18 protein-coding genes are annotated in these 22,579 nt (G+C 63.3%); 2 read left to right on the forward strand and 16 right to left on the reverse strand.

Annotation, left to right across the window (positions count from 1 at the left end; genetic code table 11):
* Positions 1 to 768 precede the first annotated feature (768 nt).
* The 5 genes from ACT9T4_RS06240 to ACT9T4_RS06260 all read right to left on the reverse strand — a co-directional run bounded on the left by ACT9T4_RS06240 (position 769) and on the right by ACT9T4_RS06260 (position 8,212).
* Positions 769 to 2,007, reverse strand: coding sequence for a multidrug effflux MFS transporter (locus tag ACT9T4_RS06240; protein ID WP_499116104.1), 1,239 nt, complete (start codon positions 2,005 to 2,007; stop codon positions 769 to 771).
* Positions 2,004 to 3,296, reverse strand: coding sequence for a beta-ketoacyl-ACP synthase II (fabF, locus tag ACT9T4_RS06245; RefSeq protein ID WP_499116105.1), 1,293 nt, complete (start codon positions 3,294 to 3,296; stop codon positions 2,004 to 2,006). Before fabF ends, ACT9T4_RS06240 begins: the two co-directional genes overlap by 4 nt.
* The gene (locus ACT9T4_RS06250) at positions 3,293 to 6,415 is read right to left on the reverse strand and encodes an efflux RND transporter permease subunit (RefSeq protein WP_499116107.1); all 3,123 of its coding nucleotides are present in this window, start codon (positions 6,413 to 6,415) and stop codon (positions 3,293 to 3,295) included. Before ACT9T4_RS06250 ends, fabF begins: the two co-directional genes overlap by 4 nt.
* Complete coding sequence (locus ACT9T4_RS06255) at positions 6,412 to 7,518, reverse strand: efflux RND transporter periplasmic adaptor subunit (protein ID WP_042555361.1); 1,107 nt, start codon at positions 7,516 to 7,518, stop codon at positions 6,412 to 6,414. The genes ACT9T4_RS06250 and ACT9T4_RS06255 overlap by 4 nt, the downstream gene beginning before the upstream one ends.
* 79 nt (positions 7,519 to 7,597) lie before the next feature.
* Positions 7,598 to 8,212 carry a TetR/AcrR family transcriptional regulator gene (locus tag ACT9T4_RS06260; protein WP_042555311.1) on the reverse strand — a complete coding sequence of 205 codons (615 nt, stop codon included), beginning with the start codon at positions 8,210 to 8,212 and terminating at the stop codon, positions 7,598 to 7,600.
* 91 nt (positions 8,213 to 8,303) lie between these two features.
* On the opposite strand from ACT9T4_RS06260, the gene ACT9T4_RS06265 reads away from it, so the two are divergent.
* A complete protein-coding gene (locus ACT9T4_RS06265; RefSeq protein ID WP_042555310.1) occupies positions 8,304 to 9,773 on the forward strand; it encodes an efflux transporter outer membrane subunit in 1,470 nt (489 codons plus the stop codon).
* A 4-nt stretch (positions 9,774 to 9,777) separates the two neighbouring features.
* Here the strand turns inward: ACT9T4_RS06265 and ACT9T4_RS06270 are convergent, their stop codons facing one another.
* The 3 genes from ACT9T4_RS06270 to ACT9T4_RS06280 all read right to left on the reverse strand — a co-directional run bounded on the left by ACT9T4_RS06270 (position 9,778) and on the right by ACT9T4_RS06280 (position 12,695).
* Positions 9,778 to 10,404, reverse strand: coding sequence for a glutathione S-transferase family protein (locus ACT9T4_RS06270; protein ID WP_499116110.1), 627 nt, complete (start codon positions 10,402 to 10,404; stop codon positions 9,778 to 9,780).
* Between the two features lie 88 nt (positions 10,405 to 10,492).
* Positions 10,493 to 11,170, reverse strand: a complete 678-nt coding sequence (locus ACT9T4_RS06275; RefSeq protein WP_042555308.1) for a type 1 glutamine amidotransferase domain-containing protein — start codon at positions 11,168 to 11,170, stop codon at positions 10,493 to 10,495.
* 34 nt (positions 11,171 to 11,204) lie between these two features.
* Complete coding sequence (locus ACT9T4_RS06280; protein WP_499116111.1) at positions 11,205 to 12,695, reverse strand: coniferyl aldehyde dehydrogenase; 1,491 nt, start codon at positions 12,693 to 12,695, stop codon at positions 11,205 to 11,207.
* A gap of 40 nt (positions 12,696 to 12,735) precedes the next feature.
* Between ACT9T4_RS06280 and ACT9T4_RS06285 the strand changes: the two genes are divergently transcribed.
* Positions 12,736 to 13,635 (forward strand): LysR family transcriptional regulator, encoded by a 900-nt coding sequence (locus ACT9T4_RS06285; protein ID WP_499116113.1) that lies wholly within the window; start codon positions 12,736 to 12,738, stop codon positions 13,633 to 13,635.
* 131 nt (positions 13,636 to 13,766) lie between these two features.
* Here ACT9T4_RS06285 and der read toward each other — a convergent pair whose 3' ends face one another.
* From der to rlmN, 8 genes are all read right to left on the reverse strand, one after another.
* Positions 13,767 to 15,239, reverse strand: a complete 1,473-nt coding sequence (der, locus tag ACT9T4_RS06290; RefSeq protein ID WP_042555305.1) for a ribosome biogenesis GTPase Der — start codon at positions 15,237 to 15,239, stop codon at positions 13,767 to 13,769.
* 117 nt (positions 15,240 to 15,356) lie between these two features.
* Entirely contained in the window at positions 15,357 to 16,508 is a 1,152-nt protein-coding gene (bamB, locus tag ACT9T4_RS06295) for an outer membrane protein assembly factor BamB (RefSeq protein WP_042555304.1), read from the reverse strand.
* Complete coding sequence (locus ACT9T4_RS06300) at positions 16,501 to 17,139, reverse strand: tetratricopeptide repeat protein (protein ID WP_042555360.1); 639 nt, start codon at positions 17,137 to 17,139, stop codon at positions 16,501 to 16,503. Before ACT9T4_RS06300 ends, bamB begins: the two co-directional genes overlap by 8 nt.
* Positions 17,140 to 17,173: 34 nt before the next feature.
* Entirely contained in the window at positions 17,174 to 18,463 is a 1,290-nt protein-coding gene (gene hisS / locus ACT9T4_RS06305; protein ID WP_042555303.1) for a histidine--tRNA ligase, read from the reverse strand.
* A 20-nt stretch (positions 18,464 to 18,483) separates the two neighbouring features.
* Positions 18,484 to 19,596 carry a flavodoxin-dependent (E)-4-hydroxy-3-methylbut-2-enyl-diphosphate synthase gene (ispG, locus tag ACT9T4_RS06310; protein ID WP_042555302.1) on the reverse strand — a complete coding sequence of 371 codons (1,113 nt, stop codon included), beginning with the start codon at positions 19,594 to 19,596 and terminating at the stop codon, positions 18,484 to 18,486.
* Between the two features lies 1 nt (position 19,597).
* Complete coding sequence (locus tag ACT9T4_RS06315; protein WP_042555301.1) at positions 19,598 to 20,635, reverse strand: RodZ domain-containing protein; 1,038 nt, start codon at positions 20,633 to 20,635, stop codon at positions 19,598 to 19,600.
* Positions 20,632 to 21,396, reverse strand: a complete 765-nt coding sequence (gene pilW, locus ACT9T4_RS06320) for a type IV pilus biogenesis/stability protein PilW (protein WP_042555300.1) — start codon at positions 21,394 to 21,396, stop codon at positions 20,632 to 20,634. The genes ACT9T4_RS06315 and pilW overlap by 4 nt, the downstream gene beginning before the upstream one ends.
* A gap of 10 nt (positions 21,397 to 21,406) precedes the next feature.
* Positions 21,407 to 22,555 (reverse strand): dual-specificity RNA methyltransferase RlmN, encoded by a 1,149-nt coding sequence (rlmN, locus tag ACT9T4_RS06325; protein WP_042555299.1) that lies wholly within the window; start codon positions 22,553 to 22,555, stop codon positions 21,407 to 21,409.
* Between the last annotated feature and the right edge of the window lie 24 nt (positions 22,556 to 22,579).

The raw sequence follows: 22,579 nt of genomic DNA on the forward strand, positions 1-22,579 counted from the left end.
CGTGCGTAGAGCGGCGCCCGTTGCGGTAAGAACTCGAATTGCACTGTTAGGTAACGATCCGCATGAACTGTCCCAGGTGTCATTTGACGCAAACCACCAGCCGCAAGACTCGCAACGCATTACCTTGATGTACTGGGAATACCTTCGGCCGTCAGATTCATCCTTCCGATCAGTGACCGAGAGCGACGGACTGTCTTTACAGCATGGGCAGGCACTGTTCCCAAACACTGCCGACAAAAGAGGAGCGGATTGGGTTTGGCTTCCGTACTGCCAGATGCGGGAGTTCATGTGTTAGACGCCCAACTATTAATTAGGCGACATTGCTGTCGCATAACACACCTTGGCGATGTCGGATAACGTTCCTTGTCATGCAGTAAAGCCTTGATTCGCTTGAAGACAAGACGGAGGAACGCGACTCCGGGTTGGCGGAAAACGACAACGCAGCCGATCAGCCAAGGCAACGTAATGGCCAGACGCTACTGGCAGGCTTGAAAACTGTCCAGACGGCGTGTCGAAAAAGTGTCGAGATCACTGCAAGGCATAGCGGAAAAATGCTGAACCGGCTGGGCTGCAAGGCCAGTTAAGCCGGGCATTGCGGATCACAGCGAGAGGCCGGAAAGGGTTCGATTCCCTATACCGCTCCAGGCCAGAAACATGAAAGCCCTGTTTTTTACAGGGCTTTTTGTGGGCAATGTTCAAAGGTGGCGATAACCCATCGAAGTCTCACGAACTCACAAAGAACATATCCCGTTCCCTGTCCAGCAATTCCTAACTCGACGCTCTGACCGTTCGACTACTCAGCGCGAACATCACCACCGCAACCAGGCAAACCGCAACCTGGGTAGCGCCCAGCGTAGTGACCGGCGCGAACTCCAGCACAGACACCAGCCAGGTGGTGATCGCGGCCGCGCCCATGGTCAGGAAGCCGAGCAGTGCGGAGGCCAGGCCCGCCTCCTTGCCGAAGGGGCCCATGGTGATGGCGGTGCCCAGCGGGTTGGCGAGGCCCATGCCCCAGAGAAAGATCACCATCGAGATCGAGTACCAGCCCAAGCCGGGGTTGTTCGGGCCGATTAGCAGCAGGCTGCCGGCCACCAATGCGGTGGCCAGGCCCAGGGTGGTGATCGTGCGGCTACCAAAGCGGTGAGCCAGGCGTGGCGCGGCCATGCCGGCGGCGAACACCACGAACACGGTAGCGGCGAAGTACAGCCCGGCCTGCAGTGACGAGAGGCCCATCCCGCTCATCAGGATCGCCGGTGCGGCTGCGAAGGAGGCGAACAGGCCGCTCATCAACAGGCTCACCGAGGCGGCCGGGAGGATGAATTTGCCGTCGCAGAGCAATCTGCCGTAAGCGGCCACCACGCTCGGTGCCGAGAGCGCGACTCGGCGTTCACGGGGCAGCGTTTCGCCAAGGCCGCGGGCGTAGAAAAAGGCGATGACCACGGCGGCGACTCCGACCATCAGGAAGATCGCCCGCCACCCCAGCGCGGTGGTCAACACGCTGCCGAGCAATGGTGAAAATCCGGGTGCTGCCGCGGTGGCGATCATCGTCAGCGACAACGCGCGCCCCAGGGTTTCGCCTTCGAACAGATCACGGGCAATGGCCCGCGCCAGCACGGCGGCAGCGCATACCCCGAGCGCTTGTATGACGCGCCCGGCAATCAGCACCTCGAGGCTGTTGGCAAAGCCTGCGACCAGTGTGCCGATCACGAACAGCGCGAGCCCACCCAGAACGAGCCGCTTGCGCCCGTAGCGATCGGCCAGTGGCCCGACCACCAGTTGCGCGAATGCGAAGGTGATGAAGAAACTGGAGAGGGTCAGCCCTAGTTCGCGGGAGGAAACGCCAAGCTGTTGGCCGATGTCCGGGAACGCGGGCAGGATGATGTTGGTGGAGAGGATGCTGATCGCAGAAAGGCTCGCCAGCAAGGCAACGATTTTGCCCGTCAATGCCGGACTGCCTTCGCGGGTGGTTACGGCATCGATTGTTACCGGTTGACTGTCGACGCTCATGGCGTGGCCTCCCAGCGACGGAACAGCACGCTGGCATTGACGCCGCCAAACCCGAAGCCATTCGAGAGCGCGTGGGTGATGGGCATCTTGCGGGCCGTCAGCGCGATCAGGTCGAGCCCTGCGGCGCGCTCATCGGGCTCGCCCAGGTTCAAGGTAGGCGGCGCGACCTGATCACGCAGCGCCAGCACCGTGAAGATCGCTTCGATACCGCCAGCCGCGCCCAGCAGATGGCCCGTGGCGGACTTGGTCGAGCTGATGGCTACGGATGAGTCATGGCCGAACAGCGAGCGGATGGCCGCCAGTTCGCCCTTGTCGCCGACCTGGGTCGAGGTGGCGTGGGCATTGATGTGCTGCACATCGGCGGCGCTCAGGCCTGCCTGGGCAAGCGCTTGCTGCATGGCGCGGCGGGCGCCGCTGCCATCTTCCGGGCCGGCCGTGAGGTGGTAGGCGTCGGCGCTGGTGCCGTAGCCCACCAGTTCGGCCAGCGGCGTGGCGCCGCGTGCCAGGGCGTGCTCCAGCGACTCGATCACCAACAGCCCGGCGCCTTCGGCCATGACGAAGCCGTCGCGGTTTCGGTCGAAGGGCCGCGACGCCTCCTGCGGCCGCTCGGCAAAGCCGGTGGAAAGCGCACGGGCCGCCGCGAAGCAGCCAAGGGTCACACGGTCGATGGCCGCTTCCGTGCCGCCACAGATGGCGACATCCGCTTCGCCGCTGCGGATCAGCCGGGCCGCATCGCCAATCGCCTGCACGCCAGCAGCGCAGGCAGTAACTGGCGCGCCGAGCGGGCCTTTGAAACCGTGACGGATCGAGACGTGCCCCGCCGCCATGTTGGCGAGAAACGACGGCGCGGTGAACGGCGAGAGCCGGCGTGGCCCACGCGAATCGGTAATCCGCACGGCTTCGGCCATGGCACCGAAGCCACCCACACCCGAGGCGATGATCGTCGCCGTTCGCTGCTGCTCTGCTTCGCTGGTCGGGTGCCAGCCGGCCTGTTGCAGCGCTTCCTGCGCGGCGACGAGGGCGAACTCGATGAAGCGGTCCATCTTCTTGCGTTCTTTGTCGGGGATGATCAGCTCGGGTCGATACCCGGCAACGGCATCGTCCTCCAGCGTCGGCACTTGCCCGCCCACGGTTACACCGGTGCCTTCGGTGATCGCTGTCGGCAGCGTGGCAATGCCCGAGCGCCCGGCCAGCAGCCGACGCCACACCTCGTCGACGCCACAACCCAGCGGCCCGACGATACCGGTGCCGGTTACCACGATGCGTTTATGTCTTTGCGAATCGATCATTGCAGGCTCCTCGTGTTCGCTGTGCGCCCGCCTCGTTCGGCGTCAGGTCGCTCGGCGGTGACGGTGCTGGGGCGAATCTTGAACCAGATGGAATACATCGCCGGCAGGAACACCAGGGTCATGATGGTGCCGACGAAAGTCCCGCCGATCAGCGTGTACGCCAGCGTGCCCCAGAACACTGAATGGGTGAGCGGAATGAAGGCGAGGATGGCCGCCAGCGCGGTCAGCAATACTGGCCGGGCTCGTTGTACCGTGGCCTCGACGACGGCATTGAACGGGTCGAGCCCCTCGCTTTCGTTGTGATGGATCTGCCCGATCAGGATCAGCGTGTTGCGCATCAGGATGCCCGATAGGGCGATCAGGCCAACCAGGGCATTGATGCCGAACGGCTGCTGGAACAGCAGCAGCACCGGCACCACGCCGATCAACCCCAGCGGCGAGGTGAGGAACACCATGACCATGGCCGAGATCGAGCGCACTTGCAGGATGATGATCAACAGCGTCAGGGCGATCATGATCGGCAGCAGCGGCAGAATCGCCTGGCTGGCCTTGCCCGATTCCTCGATGGAGCCGGCCATTTCGATACGGTAGCCGGCGGGCAACGTCTCGATGATCGGCTGCAGGTCTTTCCAGACCGCCGCGGAGACGTCGGGCGGTTGCAGCTCTTCGGCAATGTCGCCGCGCACCGTGATGGTCGGCGTGCGGTCACGACGGCGCAGGATGGGGTCTTCCATGCGTACATCGACTTCGCCGATCTGCGAGAGCGGAATGCGCTGGCCCGCCGCACCGACCAAGGTGAAGCCCTCGATCTTCGCGGGATCGAGACGAATAGCCCCGGCTGCGCGACCGACCACCTGCACCGAGCGGATGTTTTCGCGCACCGAGGTGATCGGTACGCCGGTGAGCAAGAACTGCAGCTGTTGCGCGACTGCGCTGGAGGTCAGGCCCACGGCCTGCAGGCGATCCTGGTCCAGCGAAAAATGCAGGGTCGGTACCAGTGGGCCCCAGTCGGCGTTCACCGTGCGCATCATCGGGCTGGCCTGCAACACGTCCTGCACGCGAGCAGCGATCTGCCGCAACTGCATGGGGTCGGGGCCCATCACCCGATATGCCACCGGGTATGGTGAGTAAGGGCCGAATACCAGTTGCGTGACGCGCACCTTGGCTTCGGGCGCCAGCCCTTCGGAGGCCGCTTCCCGGATGCGCGCCTTGAGGGCTTCGCGGGCCTCCTGGCTATCCGTCAGCACCACGATCTTGGCGAACGACGGATCGGGCAGTTCAGGGGCCATGGCCAGGAAGAATCGCGGCGGGCCCTGGCCGATGTAGGAGGTGACGATCTTGGCTTCTTCCTGCTCGCGCAGCCATGACTCGACCTTGATGGCGGTGGCGTTGGTCTGCTCGATGGAGGTGCCGTATGGCATCTGCAGTTCGACCAGCACCTCGGGGCGGTCGGAGGTTGGAAAGAACTGTTTCTTCACCAGCCCCATACCGAGCACGGCCACCACGAACAAAGCGATGACCGCACCTGCCACCAGCCATTTATGGGCGATGACGCGCGCCAGCAGCGTGCGGAAACGGTTGTAGTGGCGGGTGTTGTAGATGGCCGCATGGCCACCTTCGACCTGTTTGATATTCGGCAACAGCTTCACGCCCAGATAAGGCGTGAACGCCACCGCCACCACCCAGGAGGCGATCAGCGCGATGCCGACGATCCAGAACATGTTGCTGGTGTATTCACCCGCCGTGGACTGCGCGAAACCGTTGGGCATGAAGCCGATGGCGGTTACCAGGGTGCCGGAAAGCATCGGCGCGGCGGTGTGGCTCCAGGCATAGGCCGACGCCTTGAAGCGGTCGTAGCCCTCCTCCATTTTCACCACCATCATTTCGATGGCGATGATGGCATCGTCCACCAGCAGGCCCAGGGCGAGAATCAGCGAGCCGAGGGTGATGCGGTCGAAGTTCTTGCCCGTGGCGGCCATCACCACGAAGACGATAGCCAGCGTCAGCGGCACGGCAGCGGCGACCACGACGCCCACACGCCAGCCCATGCTGATGAAACAGACCAGCATGACCACCAGCAGCGCGACAAAGAACTTGACCATGAACTCGTCGACGGACGAGGTGATGTTGACCGCCTGATCGGTGACTTTACTGAGCGTCATGCCCAGCGGCATGGCGTCGTTGATGCTCGCCGTTTCGGCGTCGAGCGCCGTGCCGAGATCGAGACCGTTCCAGCCTTCGCGCATCACCACACCGAGCAGCAATGCAGGCTCGCCACCATGGCGAACCAGAAAGGTGGCTGGGTCTTCATAGCCGCGCTCCACCGTCGCCACATCGGAAAGCTTCAGCGTACGGCCCTGCACGGCAATCGGGGTTTCGCGGATCTTCGCCAGTTTGTCGAAGGCGCCATCCAGGCGCACCACCACCTGCGGCCCGCTGGTTTCGACCGAACCGGCGGGCGTCAGTACGTTCTGGGTATTGAGGGCGGCAAAGATGTCCTGCGGCGTTACGCCCAGGGTGGCCAGCCGGTCATGGGAGAAGGAGACGAAAATCCGCTCGGCCTGCTCGCCGATGATGTTGACCTTCTTGACCCCCGGCACGTGCAACAGCCGCTGACGCAGCGACTCGGCGTCACGCACCAGTTGGCGCTGCGGTTCGCCCTTGGCCTTCAGGGCATACACCGCGAAGGTCACATCCGAGAATTCATCGTTGATCATCGGCCCGACAACGCCAGCCGGTAGCGTCTTGGCTTCATCGCCAAGCTTCTTGCGAGCCTGGTAGAACTCCTCCTGGACCGCCGAGGGCGGCGTGCTGTCGAGCAACGACACCATGGTGATCACCAGCCCCGCGCGGGTGAAGGTTTCACTGCGGTCGTACCAGCGCAGCTCCTGCATGCGCTTTTCCAGCGGCTCGGCGACCTGATCCTGCATTTCCTGGGCGGTGGCGCCCGGCCAGGCGGTGATGATGGTCATCTGCTTGACGGTAAAGGGTGGGTCTTCCGCCCTGCCCAGCTGGAAGAACGCCAGCGTGCCGGCCACTGCGATCAGCAGGATGAGAAACAGCGTGATGGAGCGCTCGCGGACGGCAAGGGCGGACAGGTTGAAACGCCCCTCGCTCATGGCTGACTCCCGGCGACCGACGCGCCAGCCGCCTGGGCCACCCTCACCTCTTCACCATCACGCAGCAGGTGCGCGCCCAGCGCTACGACCTGCTCGCCCGCGTCCAGCTTGCCGGCTATACGCGCCGCGTCATCACCAATGCCCAGCACCTCAACGGGGCGCCAGGAGACTTTCGCCGGCTCTCCAGCGATGACCCACACGCCGGTGCCATTGCCAGGGTCATGGAGCGCGGCGATGGGCACTTGCAGCACGTGAGCGGCGTTTCTTTCCCTGGCGATGTTCAGGGTGATGGTCGAACCGAGCGGCGCGTTCGCCAGCGCGCCGTCGAGCACGTACCTGGCTTCGAAGGTGCGGGTGGTGGCATCAGCGGCCTCGGAGAGCAAACGCAGTTTGGCGGTAACGGCAGCGCCGCTGTCGCCATACAGGATGGCCTGGGCCGTGGAACCCGGCACCGGGCGCAGGGTTTCGGGGAGGTGCACGATGGCTTCGCGCTGGCCGGCGCGTGCCAGGCGCACCACCGGTTGCCCGGCACTGACCACCTGGCCGGGCTCGGCCAGGGTATCCATCACCACGCCATCGGCATCGGCTAGCAGCGCCGCGTAGCCCGTGGCGTTACGCGCCACGTCCGCCTGAGCTTGCGCCGCGCTGAGCTGCGCCTTCGCGGAATCGGCGGCGGCCTTGATCTGATCGTAGGCCGATGCCGACACCGCACCGGCTGCAACCAGGCCGCGATAACGGGCCTCGTCATCAGCCGTCTGCCTGGCTCTTGCACTGGCGGATGCGACCGCCTCCTGCTGGGCGCGCGCCTGCAATTGCAGGTCGACAGGGTCGAGGCGCATCAACGGCTGGCCGCGTTTGACCGTCTGCCCGGTGTCGACCAAGCGCTCGAGTACTTTGCCCGACACGCGGAAACCCAGATCACTCTGGGTGCGAGCGACCACCACACCGGTGAATGAACGAGAAACGTCGACCGCGTTCTCGACCGCTGCCGCCCTGATCAGCGGCGGCTTGTTGCGTGGATCTTTGCTGACGGAAGAATCGCCGCACGCCACCAGGACGACAGGCAATAAGCAAACGACGAAAGTGGCGGGCTTGAGGCGCATGGGTTCCATTACTCAAGAGCAATACGGGAACCACATTCTTTGACCTGTGACCAATATTGTCAATGGTCACAACAATTATCTACGGCGCCAGGCTACGCAATATCAAAGCAGGCAGATGCACGACAGCCTCGGGAGTCCCGTCGAGGTTGTACTGCAACTGTGCCGGATTGATGTAGGGCCGCATGATCAGATAGATCGCGTTGACGGCCTCGTCGAGCGGCGTCTTGCGCTCGAATTCGCCGGCCTCGCGACCGTCGAGAAGGATCTGCTGAATGATCCCGCGAATGCGCGCTTCATGGCCTTTGACCGAGGGCCATTGGTCACGCGAGGCCACGGCGGCGATGTCGTAAAGCTTGCGATCATGGAAGAACAGATCGCTGCCCGCCTCTGAAATGGAGCGGAACAGACGCCTGAATCGCTCGGATGCCGTCGGCGCATCGGCAATCGCGGCATCGACGACCTCCATGATCATGGCCAGTCGATTCGAGCAGATCACCTCGCCGATGGCCTGCTTGGAATCGAAGAATTTGTAGATGTAGGCCTTGGAAAAACCAATGGCCTTGGCCAGGTCGGACACGGTGGTCTTCTCGTAACCGTAGTGGCCGAAATGCTTGGTCGCCGCACTGATGACCTGATCGCGGACGTCGTGATCCAAAGGCCCACGGGTGGATGGCGTATTCATATTTTCGTTCATGCCTGCAGCTTAACTCCATGGTGAGCTGATTGACAGCAAGTGACCAATCTATAATATGGTCACACCCTATATCTCGCTTGAGAGAAACGCCATGCCTCCCTTCCGTATTCTTGCGCTCGTGGTGAGCACCAGCCTGGTCGCAGGTTGCGCGGTCGGTCCGGACTACCAACGAGCGGATGCTCCGCTGGCCGACCGTTATCTCGGCCAGGCCGCCATCGAGCAACGGCCGGCAGCCACGCCCGCCAGCTTTGCACAGTGGTGGGAAGGCTTCGGTGACCCGCTGCTGAGCAGTCTGGTCGCCAAGGCACTGGAGCAGAACCTGGATATGGCACAGGCACAGGCTCGTGTTTCCCAGGCACGTGCCGGCCTCGGCGCAGCGAATGCGGCGCTGCTGCCCTCCGGTAGCGTCAACGGACAAGCCGCGCGCGCCTACCAGTCGGTGGAAACGCCACTGGGCCAGGTGCTCGACTCCACGCCTGGCTATGACCGCTATGGTAATAGCTATGAGGCCAACCTCGAAGCGAGCTGGGAGTTGGATGTGTTCGGAGGCTTGCGCCGTGGTCGCGAGGCCGCAGTCGCCGAGTACCAGGCATCCGAGGCTGGCGTGGTCGCCACCCGATTGGCCATCGCCGCACAGACTGCGGATGTCTATACCGTCATTCGCGGGTTACAGGTCCGCCTGGAGATTGCCGAGCGGCAGGTCAAAACCCAGGAGGACTTGCTGGACAAAGTTCGCCTGCTGCACAGCAGAGGCCTGGCCGCCGAGTATCAGGTCGATCAGACCGAGGGGGAGCTGTCGCAGGTTCGGGCCAGCGTACCGGTGCTCCGTGCCGGGCTGGATGCAGCCATGAACGCGCTGGATGTGGTGCTCGGCGCACCGCCGGGCACGCACCGCGACGAGCTCTCTGCAGCCCGCGCAATTCCTCGGGCACCGCAGATTTCGGAAACCGGCTCGCCGGCCGATCTGCTGCGCCGCCGCCCGGACCTCATCGCCGCCGAGCGTCGCCTCGAGGCGGCCAATGCGCGCATCGGCGTGGCGATCAGCGAGTACTACCCCAAGTTTTCACTCGGTGCGCTGATCGGCAGCGCTACCACCTCGGGCGGCAACCTGTTCAGCAGCGGAGCCAGCCAGTCGGCGGGCGTGCTGGGGTTGCGCTGGAGGCTTTTCGACTTCGGCCGCATCAATGCCCAGATCGATCAGGCCAAGGGCCAGGAGGCCGAGGCACTCGCCAGCTATCGCCTCTCCGTGCTGCGCGCGACAGAGGACGTCGAGAACGCATTCTCCGCCCTGATCAACCGCGAGAGCCAGGCATCGACCCTCGTGGCAGGAGAGACATCGCTGACGCGGGCCCGGCAATCTTCGTTCATCGCTTATCAGAACGGCACGGCCAGCTTGATCGATGTGCTCAATGCCGACGAGACGCTGCTTCAGGCTTCCGACGCGAGGGCGCAGGCGCAGACGGAGTCGGCCCGCGCCGCGATAGCGGCATTCCGTGCGCTGGGCGGCGGCTGGCAGCCACATGCTCACCCGGAAGTAGCCGCCAGCGGCGTTGGCGAATGACGCTTCAGCCCTGCTGGCTTTCCAGTGCAACTGCTCGCTGCCAGCTTGGCAGTGCGGTCAGGCGCTGCAGGTAGGCGGCAAGGTGGGGATATCGCTCGCCCAGGGCCAGCTGTTCGACCACGGTGATCGCCACGAAGGCCAGCATGAAGTCGGCACCGGACAGCGTCTCGCCGAGCACGAAATGCCTGTCGGCGAGAAACTCATCCAGGTAGCCCAGCACCTTGTCGAACTCGGTCTGGGTGTAGCCGCCGAGGAACGCCAAGGTGGTGCCGGCGTCCTGCTCGAAGCGGGTGAAGATCTTCAGCAGTACCGGCACCATCGCCGAGCTTTCGGAGAAGTGCAGCCACTGCAGGTAGTGCAGATAAGCCGGGGAGCTGAAATCCGGCTCCAGGCGGGGCGCGAAGCGGCGGATCAGGTATTCGACGATCGCGCCTGATTCGCTCAGCAGTTGCCCATCGAGTTCGATGACCGGGGATTTGCCCAGCGGGTGGATCTGCTTGAGCGCGTCCGGGGCGAGATGGGTGGTGGGGTTTCGCTGATAGCGAACCAGCTTGTAAGGCTCACCTATTTCTTCCAGTAGCCAGAGGATACGCAGCGAGCGAGAGGCGTTGAGGTGGTGAAGCGTGATCATTGGATGTCCTTGTCGATCGTCGAGCTGACAGGAAAAGGCTGAATCGCCCGCGCAGCATCTGCACGGGCGATTCAGCCTCGTTCAGCGGTTACTTGAGTTGCGCGAGCAGCGCCTTGGCGACGTCTTCCGAACTGGCAGGGTTCTGGCCAGTGATCAGCTTGCCGTCTTCGATCACGAAGGGCGCCCAGTCCGGGCCTTTTTCGTAGAGGCCGCCGAGCTTCTGGAATTCGTCTTCGATCAGGAACGGCACCACGTCGGTCAGCTCCACTGCAGCCTCTTCACCGTTGGTGAAGCCGGTGACGCGGCGGCCCTTGATCAGCGGCGAGCCATCGGCGGCTTTGACGTGACGCAGCACACCTGGGGCGTGGCAGACGAAACCGATGGGCTTGCCGGCGCGCTCGAAGGCCTCGATCAGGCTGATGGACAGCTTCGACTCGGCCAGGTCCCACAGCGGGCCGTGGCCGCCTGGGTAGAACACGGTGTCGAAGTCGGCATCCCGGATGGTGTCCAGCTTGACGGTATTGGCCAGGGCTTTCTGTGCGGCCGGGTCGGCCTTGAAGCGGTGAGTGTGCTCGGTCTGGAAATCCGGCAGGTCGCTTTTCGGGTCCAGCGGTGGCTGGCCACCGGCCGGTGAAGCGAGCACCACCTCAGCGCCGGCATCCTTGAACACGTAGTACGGGGCCGCGAACTCTTCGAGCCAGAAGCCGGTTTTCTCGCCGGTGTTGCCGAGCTGATCGTGGGAAGTCAGCACCATCAATACTTTCATTTCGAATACCTTCTGATAGCGGTGGGAAGTTGAGTTAGTCGTTCAAAAAAGCGCCGAGTGCCTGTGCCTTGGCCGCATACGGCGCACGCAGTCGCAGGTTGGAGGCGCCGTCCTGGCTCTGCACCACCACGGGCTTGGCGTGGGTGAAGCGGCGGAAGCCGTGTACGCCGTGGTAAGCGCCCATGCCCGAGGCGCCTACGCCACCGAATGGCAAGCTGTCCACCGAGACGTGGGTCATGACATCGTTGATCACCAGGCCTCCTGATGTGGTTTGCGCGCTGAAGCGCTGCTGCTGCAACGGATCATCGCCAAAATAGTAAGCCGCCAGCGGACGCGGATTGGCGTTGATGTAGACAATGGACTCATCGACATGCGCATAAGTTTTGACGGGCAGCAGCGGGCCGAAAATTTCTTCCTGCATGATGGCCATTTCATCGGTGACATCGAGGACCAGGTGCGGCGCGATCTTGCGCGACCTGACATCCAGCGAAGGCTCACCCTCTGGAGCCAGGCTGATCACCCTGGCGCCCTTGCGCTCGGCATCTTCGAGCAGGCCAGCCAGGCGTTCGAAATGACGCGGGTTGATGATCGAGGTGTATTCGGGGTTGCCGATCAGGCTGGGGAAGCTCTCGGCCACGAAGGCCTTGCTGGCCTGCACCAGGGGCTCCAGTGCGCTCTGCGCGATCATCATGTAGTCGGGCGACAGGCAGATTTGCCCGGCATTGAACGACTTGATGGTCAGCGTGCGCTGCACGGCAGTGCGAATGTCGAAATCCTCGGCGACCACCACGGGTGACTTGCCACCCAGCTCCAGCGTGACCGGCACGAGGTTTTCCGCCGCCGCACGCATCACGTGTTTGCCCACCGCGGTGCTGCCGGTAAAGATCAGGTGATCGAAGGGCAGCGCGCTGAATGCCTGGCCGACGCCAGCATCGCCCAACACCACGGTCAGTTCGTTCGGGTCGAAATAACGGGCCACCAGTTCGGCGAGCAGTTCGGAGGTGCGGGGGGTCAACTCGGACGGCTTGAGCATCGCGGTATTACCCGCCGCGAACACACCGGCCAGCGGGCCGAAGGCCAGGTTGATCGGGAAATTCCAGGGGCTGATGATGCCCACCACGCCCAGCGGCTGCTGCTCGATCCAGGCCTGCATGCCGGGGCCGGGGCTCTCTACCTGTTCGGGCTGCATCCACTGCTCTACGTGTGCGGCCGAGTGTTCGAGCATTTTGATGGTGGTGACCAGATCGGCAACCATCGACTGGTAGATGCTGCGGTTGCCGAAATCCGCACTCATCGCATCGCTGATCGCCTGATGGTTGTCGCGAATCAGCTTGGCGCTGCGTTGCAGTCGATCCTGACGGAGCTGCGCATCGGCAGGCCCTGCGTTCAGGTGCGCGCGCTTCATGCTGCGCAGAATGGCCTGCAGGTCTTGTGTATTGAGCTGGTCGTTCATCGCCCTTCTCCTCGATGTCGTCGGTAAACAATGACGCCATGTTAGGGAGCTGGCCCAGGCAGGAGTAGACAAGGTATTTTACCCGACACATAAATATTTTTATGGATGAGCCATGTCTCTGCTTCGCCTGAGGACCTTCATCGAGGTTTACCGCCAGCGCTCGATCAGTGGCGCGGCGCGCACGCTGAACCTCACCCAGCCAGCGGTTTCACAGCATATCTCGGGCCTCGAAACGGCCATTGGCAGGAGCCTGTTCGAGCGCCAGGCGCGCGGCGTGGAGCCGACGTCTGCAGCACGGGAACTGGCGGCCGACATCGGCGACAAGCTGGACTCCGCGGAGGCCGCACTGGCCTCGGCACGCGCCCGCTCGATAGAACTGGCTGGCGCGCTGCAGATCATTGGCCATGCCGACTTCCTCGCCGAGGTGGTTTCCCGACAGCTCAAACCGCTGCTGGAAGAAGGCATCCGTATCCGCATGCAGCACGGCGATCACGAGCTGATCTGCCGCATGCTGCTGGAGGGCAACTGCGACCTGGGCGTGGCGGCGTCGGCACCGAACGACAGCCGCCTGCGCAATGAATTGCTGTACACCGATGACGTTATCGCCGTGGCAGCCCCCGCCGTGGTGCAGCGTTTGACGACAGCGAAGGATTTTCACCGTGCGCTGCAAGCCGAGCCCGTACTGGCCTACAGCCTGGAATTACCCCTGATCGATTCGTGGCTGGCCATCAACAAGATAGAAATGGAGTCGGCCATCCCTGCAATGGTCGGCCAGGATCTGCGTACTCTACGCACGCTGTTGATCGACGGGTTTGGATGGAGCACATTGCCGGCCTACCTGTGCAAGGCCGCTATCGAGCGCGGAGAGCTGCGGGAGATACCTGCGCCGGTCGGCCATGCGAGCCGCGAGTACCACCTGTTGTGGACGCCCAGCGCGCTGCGTCAGCCACGCGTCGCGCATGCCCGCCAGGCGCTGCTGTGGCGCCTGCGTGGCAGTCGGCGTGTCGAGTGACTTCACAGGCCAACCTGATCGCCTGCGCCTGAAACGAAAAAGGGATAGCTACGCTTGTAGCTATCCCTTTTCCTGTGGAGCGACCGGCTGAGTTACTGCGGGTCGCTACCCGCTTTCAGCCAGAACACCGATCAGCGCTTGTCCTTGCGCTTCTTGTCGGCCTTCTTGTGGTGGCTCATCAAACGACGCTTCTTGTTCACCTGGCGATCGGTGAGGGTGTTCTTGTTGCCCTCGTACGGGTTCTCGCCGCCCTTGAACTCGATGCGGATCGGCGTGCCGACCAGCTTGAGCACCCGCCGATAGGTATTTTCCAGATAGCGGATATAGGACTTGGGTACCGCATCGACCTGGTTGCCGTGAATCACGATCAGCGGCGGGTTGGCACCACCCAGGTGGGCGTAGCGCAGCTTGATGCGACGGTTGTTGACCATGGGCGGCGCATGCTCACGCACGGCGTCTTCGAGGATCTGCGTCAGGCGGTTGGTCGGCCAGCGGGTGATCGCCGACTGGAACGAGGCCTGTACCGACTTGTACAGATGGCCAACACCGGTGCCATGCAGCGCCGAGATGAAGTGGATATCGGCGAAGTCGACGAAGAACAACCGGCGTTGCAGCTCGGTTTTCACGTAGTCGCGTTCGCTGGGCTCCATGCCGTCCCACTTGTTGAGGGCGATGACCAGGGCACGACCACTCTCGAGCACGAAACCGAGCAGGTTGAGGTCGTGATCGACCACGCCTTCGCGGGCATCCATGACGAACACCACGACGTTGGAATCCTGGATCGCCTGCAGCGTCTTGACCACCGAGAACTTTTCCACCGCCTCGAAGATCTTGCCGCGGCGGCGCACGCCGGCGGTGTCGATCAGGGTGTACTTCTCGTCGTCCCGCTCGAAGGGGATGTAGATGCTGTCACGGGTGGTGCCGGCCTGATCGTAGACGATGACCCGGTCTTCACCGAGCATGCGGTTGACCAGGGTCGACTTGCCGACGTTGGGGCGACCGATGATGGCCAGCTTGATGCCGTCCTTCTCGCTCGGCCCGGGAATGCGCTTGGCTTCCTCGCCTTCGGCAACCACTTCCTCTTCTTCGCCTTCTTCAGGCTCGCCAGCATCCTTGGGAAAGCTGCCCAGTGCCGCTTCGAGCATCTGGGTGATGCCACGGCCATGGGCACCGGCGATGGCCAGAGCCTCGCCCATGCCCAGCGGGGCGAATTCGGCGCGGGCCAGATCCGGGTCGAGGTTGTCGACCTTGTTGACCACCAGGAAGCTGCGCTTGTTGCGCTTGCGCAGGTGCTCGCCAATCATCTGGTCGGAGGCGGACAGCCCGGCACGGGCGTCGACCAGGAACAGCACGGCGTCGGCTTCTTCGATGGCCTGCAGGGACTGCTCGGCCATCTTCGCATCGATGCCTTCTTCGTCACCGGAGATACCACCGGTGTCGATCACGATATAGGTACGCCCCTGCCATTTGGCCTCGCCGTACTGGCGGTCGCGGGTCAGACCCGAAAGGTCACCGACGATCGCGTCGCGGGTGCGGGTCAGGCGGTTGAACAAGGTGGATTTGCCGACGTTCGGCCGACCCACCAGGGCAATTACGGGAACCATTCGGCTCTCCACTTCGTTATTTCAGAAAATACAAAAGCCGCTGCACAGGCAGCGGCCACAAATCTCGCACTATCCGCCCCGCTCGCCCGGCCGTGGCCGGGCGAGCGGAACAGGGGCTCACTTGATGGTCAAGGCCACCAGTTTGCCGCCGTTGCCGAAGGCGTACAGCCAGTCACCGACGACCAGCGGACGGGCACGCAGGCCATCACTGTCGATGCGGATACGACCGACGAAACGGCCGTCGACCTGGCTGATCAGGTGCAGGTAGCCTTCCAGATCGCCGAATGCGACGTAGCTGGAGAACACCTGCGGCGCCGACAGCTGGCGACGAGCCAGGGCATCGTTGCTCCACAGGGCCGAAGCCGAGCGCTCGTCGATGCTTTCCACGGTGCCGCTGGCCAGGGTCACGTAAACGTTACCGAAACCTTGCGCCACGCCCATGGAGCTGGAGGCTTCGCGCTGCCACAGCACACGGCCGCTTTCCAGATCGAGGGAAGCGACGCGGCCCTGGTAGGTCACCACGTACAACTGGCCACCGGAGAGCAGCAGACCACCGTCGATGTCGACGATGCGGTCCAGCTCGGAGCGGCCCTGCGGGATGGCGACGCGCTGTTCCCACACCGGGATGCCACGCTGGGCGTCCAGGGCGATGACCTTGCCGCTGGACAGACCGGCGATGGCCAACTGGTTGGTCAGTACCGGGCTGCCGGTGCCGCGCAGGGTCAGTACCGCCGGGGTGTTTTCGAAGATCCAGCGCTGCTGGCCGCTGTAGGCGTCCAGAGCTACCAGCGTGTCGTCCTGGGTCTGCACCAGCACGGTGTCGCTGCTGATGGCCGGAGCGGAGAGCACTTCGCTCGGCACCTTGGCGCGCCACTTCTCTTCGCCGGTGGACGAGTCCAGAGCGATCACTTCACCCTTGAGGGTGCCGACCACGACCATGCCGTAGCCAGCCGCCACGGCGCCGGAGACCGGTACTTCCAGCTCCTTCTTCCAGGACACCTTGCCGGTGGTGCGCTCCATGGACACGATCAGGCCTTCGACGTCAGCGGCGAAGATCTGCTCACCGTCGACCACGGGCTCGAGCATGTTGTAGATGTCGCCCTGACCGTTACCGATCGAACGGCTCCACTCTTTCTGCAGCGTCACTTCTTCCTTGAAGTCAGGCAGTTCGGCAGGTGGCAGTTCTTTCTTGCTGTTGCTGCTGCAACCGACGACCAGAACGGCCAGGGCCAGCAGTGCGGCATTCTTCCAACGCATCACGTCATGCATCCCCTTTGGCCAGGTCGTCGATCTTCATCTGCAGACCACCAACGGCCGCTTCTTCAGACAGCGCGCCCTTGGCTTTCACATAGGCGGCGTGGGCATCGTCGGTACGGCCCAGCTTCACCAGCAGGTCGCCCTTGAGCTCTTCGCGGCTGGCCAGGTAAGCCTTGTCGGCGTCGCCTTCGAGCAGCTTCAGGCCTTCTTCGGCCTTGTCCTGGGCAGCCAGTACACGGGCCAGACGCTGGCGAGCGAGCTCACCGAGGGTCTCATTGGCCGGCTTGTCGACTACGCTGCGCAGCTCGGCTGCAGCGTCGTCCAGCTTGCCGGACTCGACCGCGACCTTGGCCACGAACAGGCTGCCGTACTGGGCGTACTGGGTGCCGCCGAAATCGCTCTTGAGCTGGCCTGACAGCGCTGCCACTTTGGCTGCATCGGGCTGACCGCTCGGGGTCATGGCCGACTCGAGCAGTTGCTGGTAGATCACCGAAGCGCCCTGAGCCTGATTGCTCTGGTACTTCTGCCAGCCCTGCCAGCCGAATACCGCGATCAGCGCCAGAGCGCCGCCAGCCAGCAGAGGCTTGCCGTTACGCTGCCACCAGTCCTTCAGGCCGGCCAGTTCATCATCATCGCTATTCAACGCCACCCCAGATACTCCTTAATCGCTAAATCGCTCAAACCTGCTTGGTGCAGGACGCCAGATGGCCGGCAAGATCCGACCAGGCAATGCTTTGTTGTTCGCTGTCATCGCGCAAAGGTTTGCAACCTACCACGCGCTTGGCCAGTTCGTCCTCACCCAGAATCAGAGCATACAGGGCTCCGCTCTTGTCGGCTTTCTTGAACTGGCTCTTGAAGCTGCCACCGCCGGCATTCACCAGCAGACGCAGCCCCGGAACTTCGTTGCGCAGATTCTCCGCCAGGGCCAGGGCTGCCAGCTCGGCAGGCTCGCCAAAGGCGCAGATGAAGGCATCTGCCGGACGGCTCAGCTCGGCGGGCACACGCTGCAGGGTCTCGAGCAGCAGCACCAGACGCTCGACGCCCATGGCGAAGCCGACACCCGGGGTCGGCTTGCCGCCGAACTGGGTGATCAGACCATCGTAACGGCCACCGGCGCACACGGTGCCCTGGGAGCCAAGCTTGTCGGTGACCCACTCGAACACGGTACGGCCGTAGTAGTCCAGACCACGCACCAGCTTGGGGTTGATCTCGTAGGCGATGCCGACGGCATCGAGACGGGCCTTGAGGCCGGCGAAGTGCAGACGGGACTCTTCGTCCAGGTAGTCGTGCAGGGTCGGCGCGTCGGCAAGCAGCGCCTGGGTAGTGGCCACCTTGCTGTCGAGAATCCGCAGCGGGTTGGTGGTCAGACGGCGCTGGCTGTCTTCGTCGAGCTGGTCGAAACGCTCCTGCAGATAGGCCACCAGCGCATCGCGATACACCGCGCGGGCTTCGCTGGAACCCAGGCTGTTGAGCTGCAGGGTCACTGCATCGCCGAGGCCCAGTTGTTTCCACAGGCGCCAAGTCAGGGTGATCAACTCGGCATCGATGTCCGGCCCAGGCAGGTTGAAGACTTCAACGCCGATCTGGTGGAACTGGCGATAACGGCCCTTCTGCGGCTTCTCGTAGCGGAACATGGGGCCCGCGTACCAGAGCTTCTGCACCTGGCCGCCACCGGTCATGCCATGCTCGAGCACGGCGCGCACGCAACCAGCGGTGCCTTCGGGGCGCAGGGTCAGGGATTCGTTGTTGCGGTCGAGAAAGGTGTACATCTCCTTGTCGACCACGTCGGTGCCCTCGCCGATGCCGCGGGCGAACAGTTCGGTGAACTCGAGGATCGGCAGACGCATTTCCTGATAGCCGTAGCTGTCCAGCAGCTCTGCCAGGGTGGTTTCCAGGTAACGCCAGGCTGGGGTCTGCTGCGGCAGGATATCGTTCATGCCACGGATGGCTTGCAGGGACTTGCTCAATTGTTTTCCTTAGGCACGGGTCAGCCGCGCACGATCACGGCCGCGTCGGCTGCGACCTTCTCGGCCGCCTTTGTGCGGATCAGCCGTTCCAGCTCATCCACCAGGTTGGTGTTGGTCAGTTTCGAGACGGGCTTGCCGTCGATGTAGACCAAGTTGTTCGGGCTGCCGCCGGTAAGGCCGATGTGGGCCTCCTTGGCTTCGCCCGGGCCATTGACCACGCAGCCGATCACCGCGACGTCCAGAGGCACCAGCAGGTCCTCGACGCGGGTTTCCAGCTCGTTCATGGTCTTGACCACATCGAAGTTCTGGCGCGAGCAGCTTGGGCAGGCGATGAAGTTGATGCCCCGCGAGCGCAGGCGCAACGACTTGAGAATATCGAAGCCGACCTTGATCTCTTCCACCGGGTCGGCGGCCAGGGAAATGCGGATGGTGTCGCCGATGCCATCGGCCAGCAGCATGCCCAGGCCAACGGAGGACTTCACGGTACCGGAGCGCAGGCCACCGGCTTCGGTGATGCCCAGGTGCAGCGGCTGTTCGATCTGCTTGGCGAGCAGACGATAGGCTTCGACGGCCATGAACACGTCGGAGGCCTTCACGCTGACCTTGAAGTCAGGGAAGTTCAGGCGGTCGAGGTGCTCCACGTGACGCAGTGCGGATTCGACCAGTGCTTCAGGGGTCGGCTCGCCGTATTTCTTCTGCAGGTCCTTTTCCAGCGAACCGGCGTTCACGCCGATGCGGATCGGGATGCCCTTGTCGCGGGCTGCCTCGACCACCGCCTTGACCCGGTCTTCACGACCGATGTTGCCGGGGTTGATGCGCAGACAGTCGACGCCCAGCTCGGCCACACGCAGGGCGATCAGGTAATCGAAGTGAATGTCCGCCACCAGCGGCAGGTTGACCTGCTGCTTGATGCGGCCAAAGGCTTCGGCAGCGTCCATGTCCGGCACCGATACGCGCACGATGTCGGCACCGGCCGCTTCGAGGCGACGGATCTGCTCGACGGTCGCGGCGACATCGTTGGTGTCGGTGTTGGTCATGCTCTGTACGGCGATGGGCGCGTCGCCCCCTACCGGTACCGAACCGACCCAGATCTTGCGGGACAACCGGCGTTTGATCGGCGATTCACCGTGCATATTACTGTCCACCCAACTTCAAGCGTGCGGTTTCACCGGAGATGTGCGGCGTTACGTCGACGGCAGCGCCGTTGTAGGTCACCTGGGCACCACGAGCGAAGCCCAGACGCAGTTCGAGCGGCGCCTGGCCACGGGCATCGAGGCTGTCGCCGGCACGCTTCAGGCCGCTGGCGACGACCTTGCCGTTGGCGTCGGTCACCTGAATCCAGCAGTCGGCGGTGAACTTCAGACTCACCAGGCCTTCACCCGCGGCGACTGGCGCCTGGGGCTGTGCGGCGGCCGGCGCAGGTGCGCTGGCAGCGGGGGCTGTCGGTGCCGCTGGCGCGGCCGGGGCAGCAGGCGTACCGGCCTGGGCAGGTGCCTGCGCGGCATCGGCTGGGGCGCTCTGGCCGGCCGGAGGATTCTGTTCCAGCAACTCGCTGGCAGTGGCTTCCGGCGTGGAGTCGGCGGTATCGCCTGGCTGCTCGGCAGGAACGCTCGGCAGCGGCAGCTCGGTGGCACCTTGATTCTGCGCTTCGGCAACGGCTTGATCTTCCGGCTCGTCGAGCGGGTGGATCTGCGTATTGCCATCGGCACCGTCGACTTCGACATGGCCCAGGCCAACGTTCTTCAGGTCATCGAGCTGCCAGCCCTGATCCTGCCACCAGTAGAAGCAGGCACCGCCCACACCGAGCAGCAGCAGGAAGCTGACCAGGCGCAGGATGCTCTGCGAGTAGCGCGTCGGCTCTTCGATACGCCCCAGGGCATGCACACTGCTGCCCGTGGCGTTACTGCCCGTGTATTGGTCGAAATCGGCGACCAGAGGGGCTTGCTCCATGCCCAGCAGTTTCGCGTAGGCGCGGATGTAGCCACGGGCGAAGGTGTTGCCCGGCAACTTGTCGAACTCGCCGGCCTCCAGCTGGGTCAGGCGCATTGGCGTGAGGTTGAGCTGGGTCGCTACTTCGGCGACCGACCAGCCTCTTTTCTCGCGTTCCGCACGCAGGGCTTCACCAGGATTGACGCGATGAGCTGCTGCAACTTCAGGTTGGGCCGCTTTCATCTTTGCTCCGACAGATATTGCTGATATTCCGGCGTACCGGGATAAAGACGTTTCAACTGCAGGCCGAGGCTGGCGGCGCGGTCACGATCCTCGAAGATCGTGGCCAGGCGCGTACCCAACAACAGGCTGCGGGCGTTCTGCTCGGCAATGGCGCTGTAGCCTTCGTAATAGCTGCGCGCCGGGACGTACTGCTTGTCTTCGAACGAGAGGTTCGCCATTTCCAGCAGCGCACGCGGCTGGCGGCTGTTGAGGCGTAGCGAACGCTCGAAATAGGCTTTGGCCTCGTCACGCTGCTTGAGCATCATGGCGGTCATGCCAAGGTTCTCGAACACCCGGGCGCGCTCTGGGTAGAGGCTGTCCTCGGCGGCGAGACTGTAGCGCTGCAGCGCTTCGTCGTAGCGTTTCTGTTCGAACAGGAAGCCGGCGTAATTGTTCAGCAGCCGTGCGTCCTTGGGGTTGTTCGACAGTGATTTGCGGAAATGTTCATCCGCCAGCTTCGGTTCCATCTCACGCTGGAACACCAGGGCCAGTACGGCGTGAGCATCGGGAGCGGACGAATCGATATCCAGGGCGTTCTTCAACGGCACCTTGGCCGGCCCGGTTTCACCCTGCTGCAGATAGCCGATGCCAAGCTGGACGAAAGAATCGTAAGCCTTCTTGCGGCCTTCGGTGGTCTTCATCGGGTCGACGTCACCGGTGGAGACACAGCCGGTGAGCAGACTTGCACTCAGCAGAAACAGCATGGAACGCAGCACGGTCATGGAGATCCTCTCAGGTACGACTGACGGCAGGACGCGGAGTATCCGCATCGCCGTTCAGCTGGCGCACGGCGATGTAACGTTCGCTGCGGCGGGTACGGTCCATTACCTGGCCAACCAGTTGCCCGCACGCCGCGTCGATATCTTCACCACGGGTGGTGCGCACCGTGACGTTGTGACCGGCTTTTTGCAAGAGTTCCTGGAAACGGCGAATGGCGTTGTTGCTCGGACGCTCATAACCCGAATGGGGGAACGGGTTGAACGGAATCAGGTTGATCTTGCAGGGCATGTCGGCCAGCAGCGCGACCATCTGCTCGGCGTGCTCGAGTCTATCGTTCACGTCCTTGAGCAGGGTGTATTCGATTGTCAGCACACGTTTCTCGCCGAGGCGCGAAACATAACGCTTGCAGGCAGCCAGCAGCATCTCCAGCGGGTACTTCTTGTTGATCGGTACCAGTTGGCTGCGCAGTTCGTCGTTCGGCGCGTGCAGCGACAGCGCCAGGGACACGTCGATCACTTCACCGAGCTTGTCGATCATCGGCACCACGCCGGAGGTCGACAGGGTCACCTTGCGCTTGGAAATGCCGTAGCCGAGGTCATCCATCATGATTTTCATGGCGGCGACGACGTTGTCGAAGTTCAGCAGCGGCTCGCCCATGCCCATCATCACCACGTTGGTGACGGCACGGTCGATCTTCGCCGGCACGCTGCCGAACGATTTGCAGGCGATCCACACCTGGCCGATGATCTCGGCCGCGGTGAGGTCGCTGTTGAAACCTTGCTTGCCCGTGGAGCAGAAGCTGCAGTCCAGAGCACAGCCAGCTTGTGAGGAAACGCAAAGCGTGCCACGCCCACCCTGGGGGATGTACACGGTTTCCACGCAGCTGCCCGACGCCACACGCACGACCCACTTGCGGGTGCCATCGGAAGAAATGTCTTCGCTGACCACTTCGGGCCCGCGAATGTAGGCAGCGGCCTCGAGCTTTTCGCGCAAGGCCTTGCCGACGTTGGTCATGGCGGCGAAATCATCGACGCCGAAGTGGTGAATCCACTTCATGACCTGACCGGCACGAAAGCGCTTCTCTCCGATGCTGTCGAAGAACTGCTCCATTTCCGGCTGGGTCAGGCCCAGCAGGTTGATTTTGCCATTCGTGTCGGTCATGACGTCACCTTCGCACGCTTCGCC

The sequence above is a fragment of the Pseudomonas sp. SZ40 genome, from assembly GCF_052958135.1.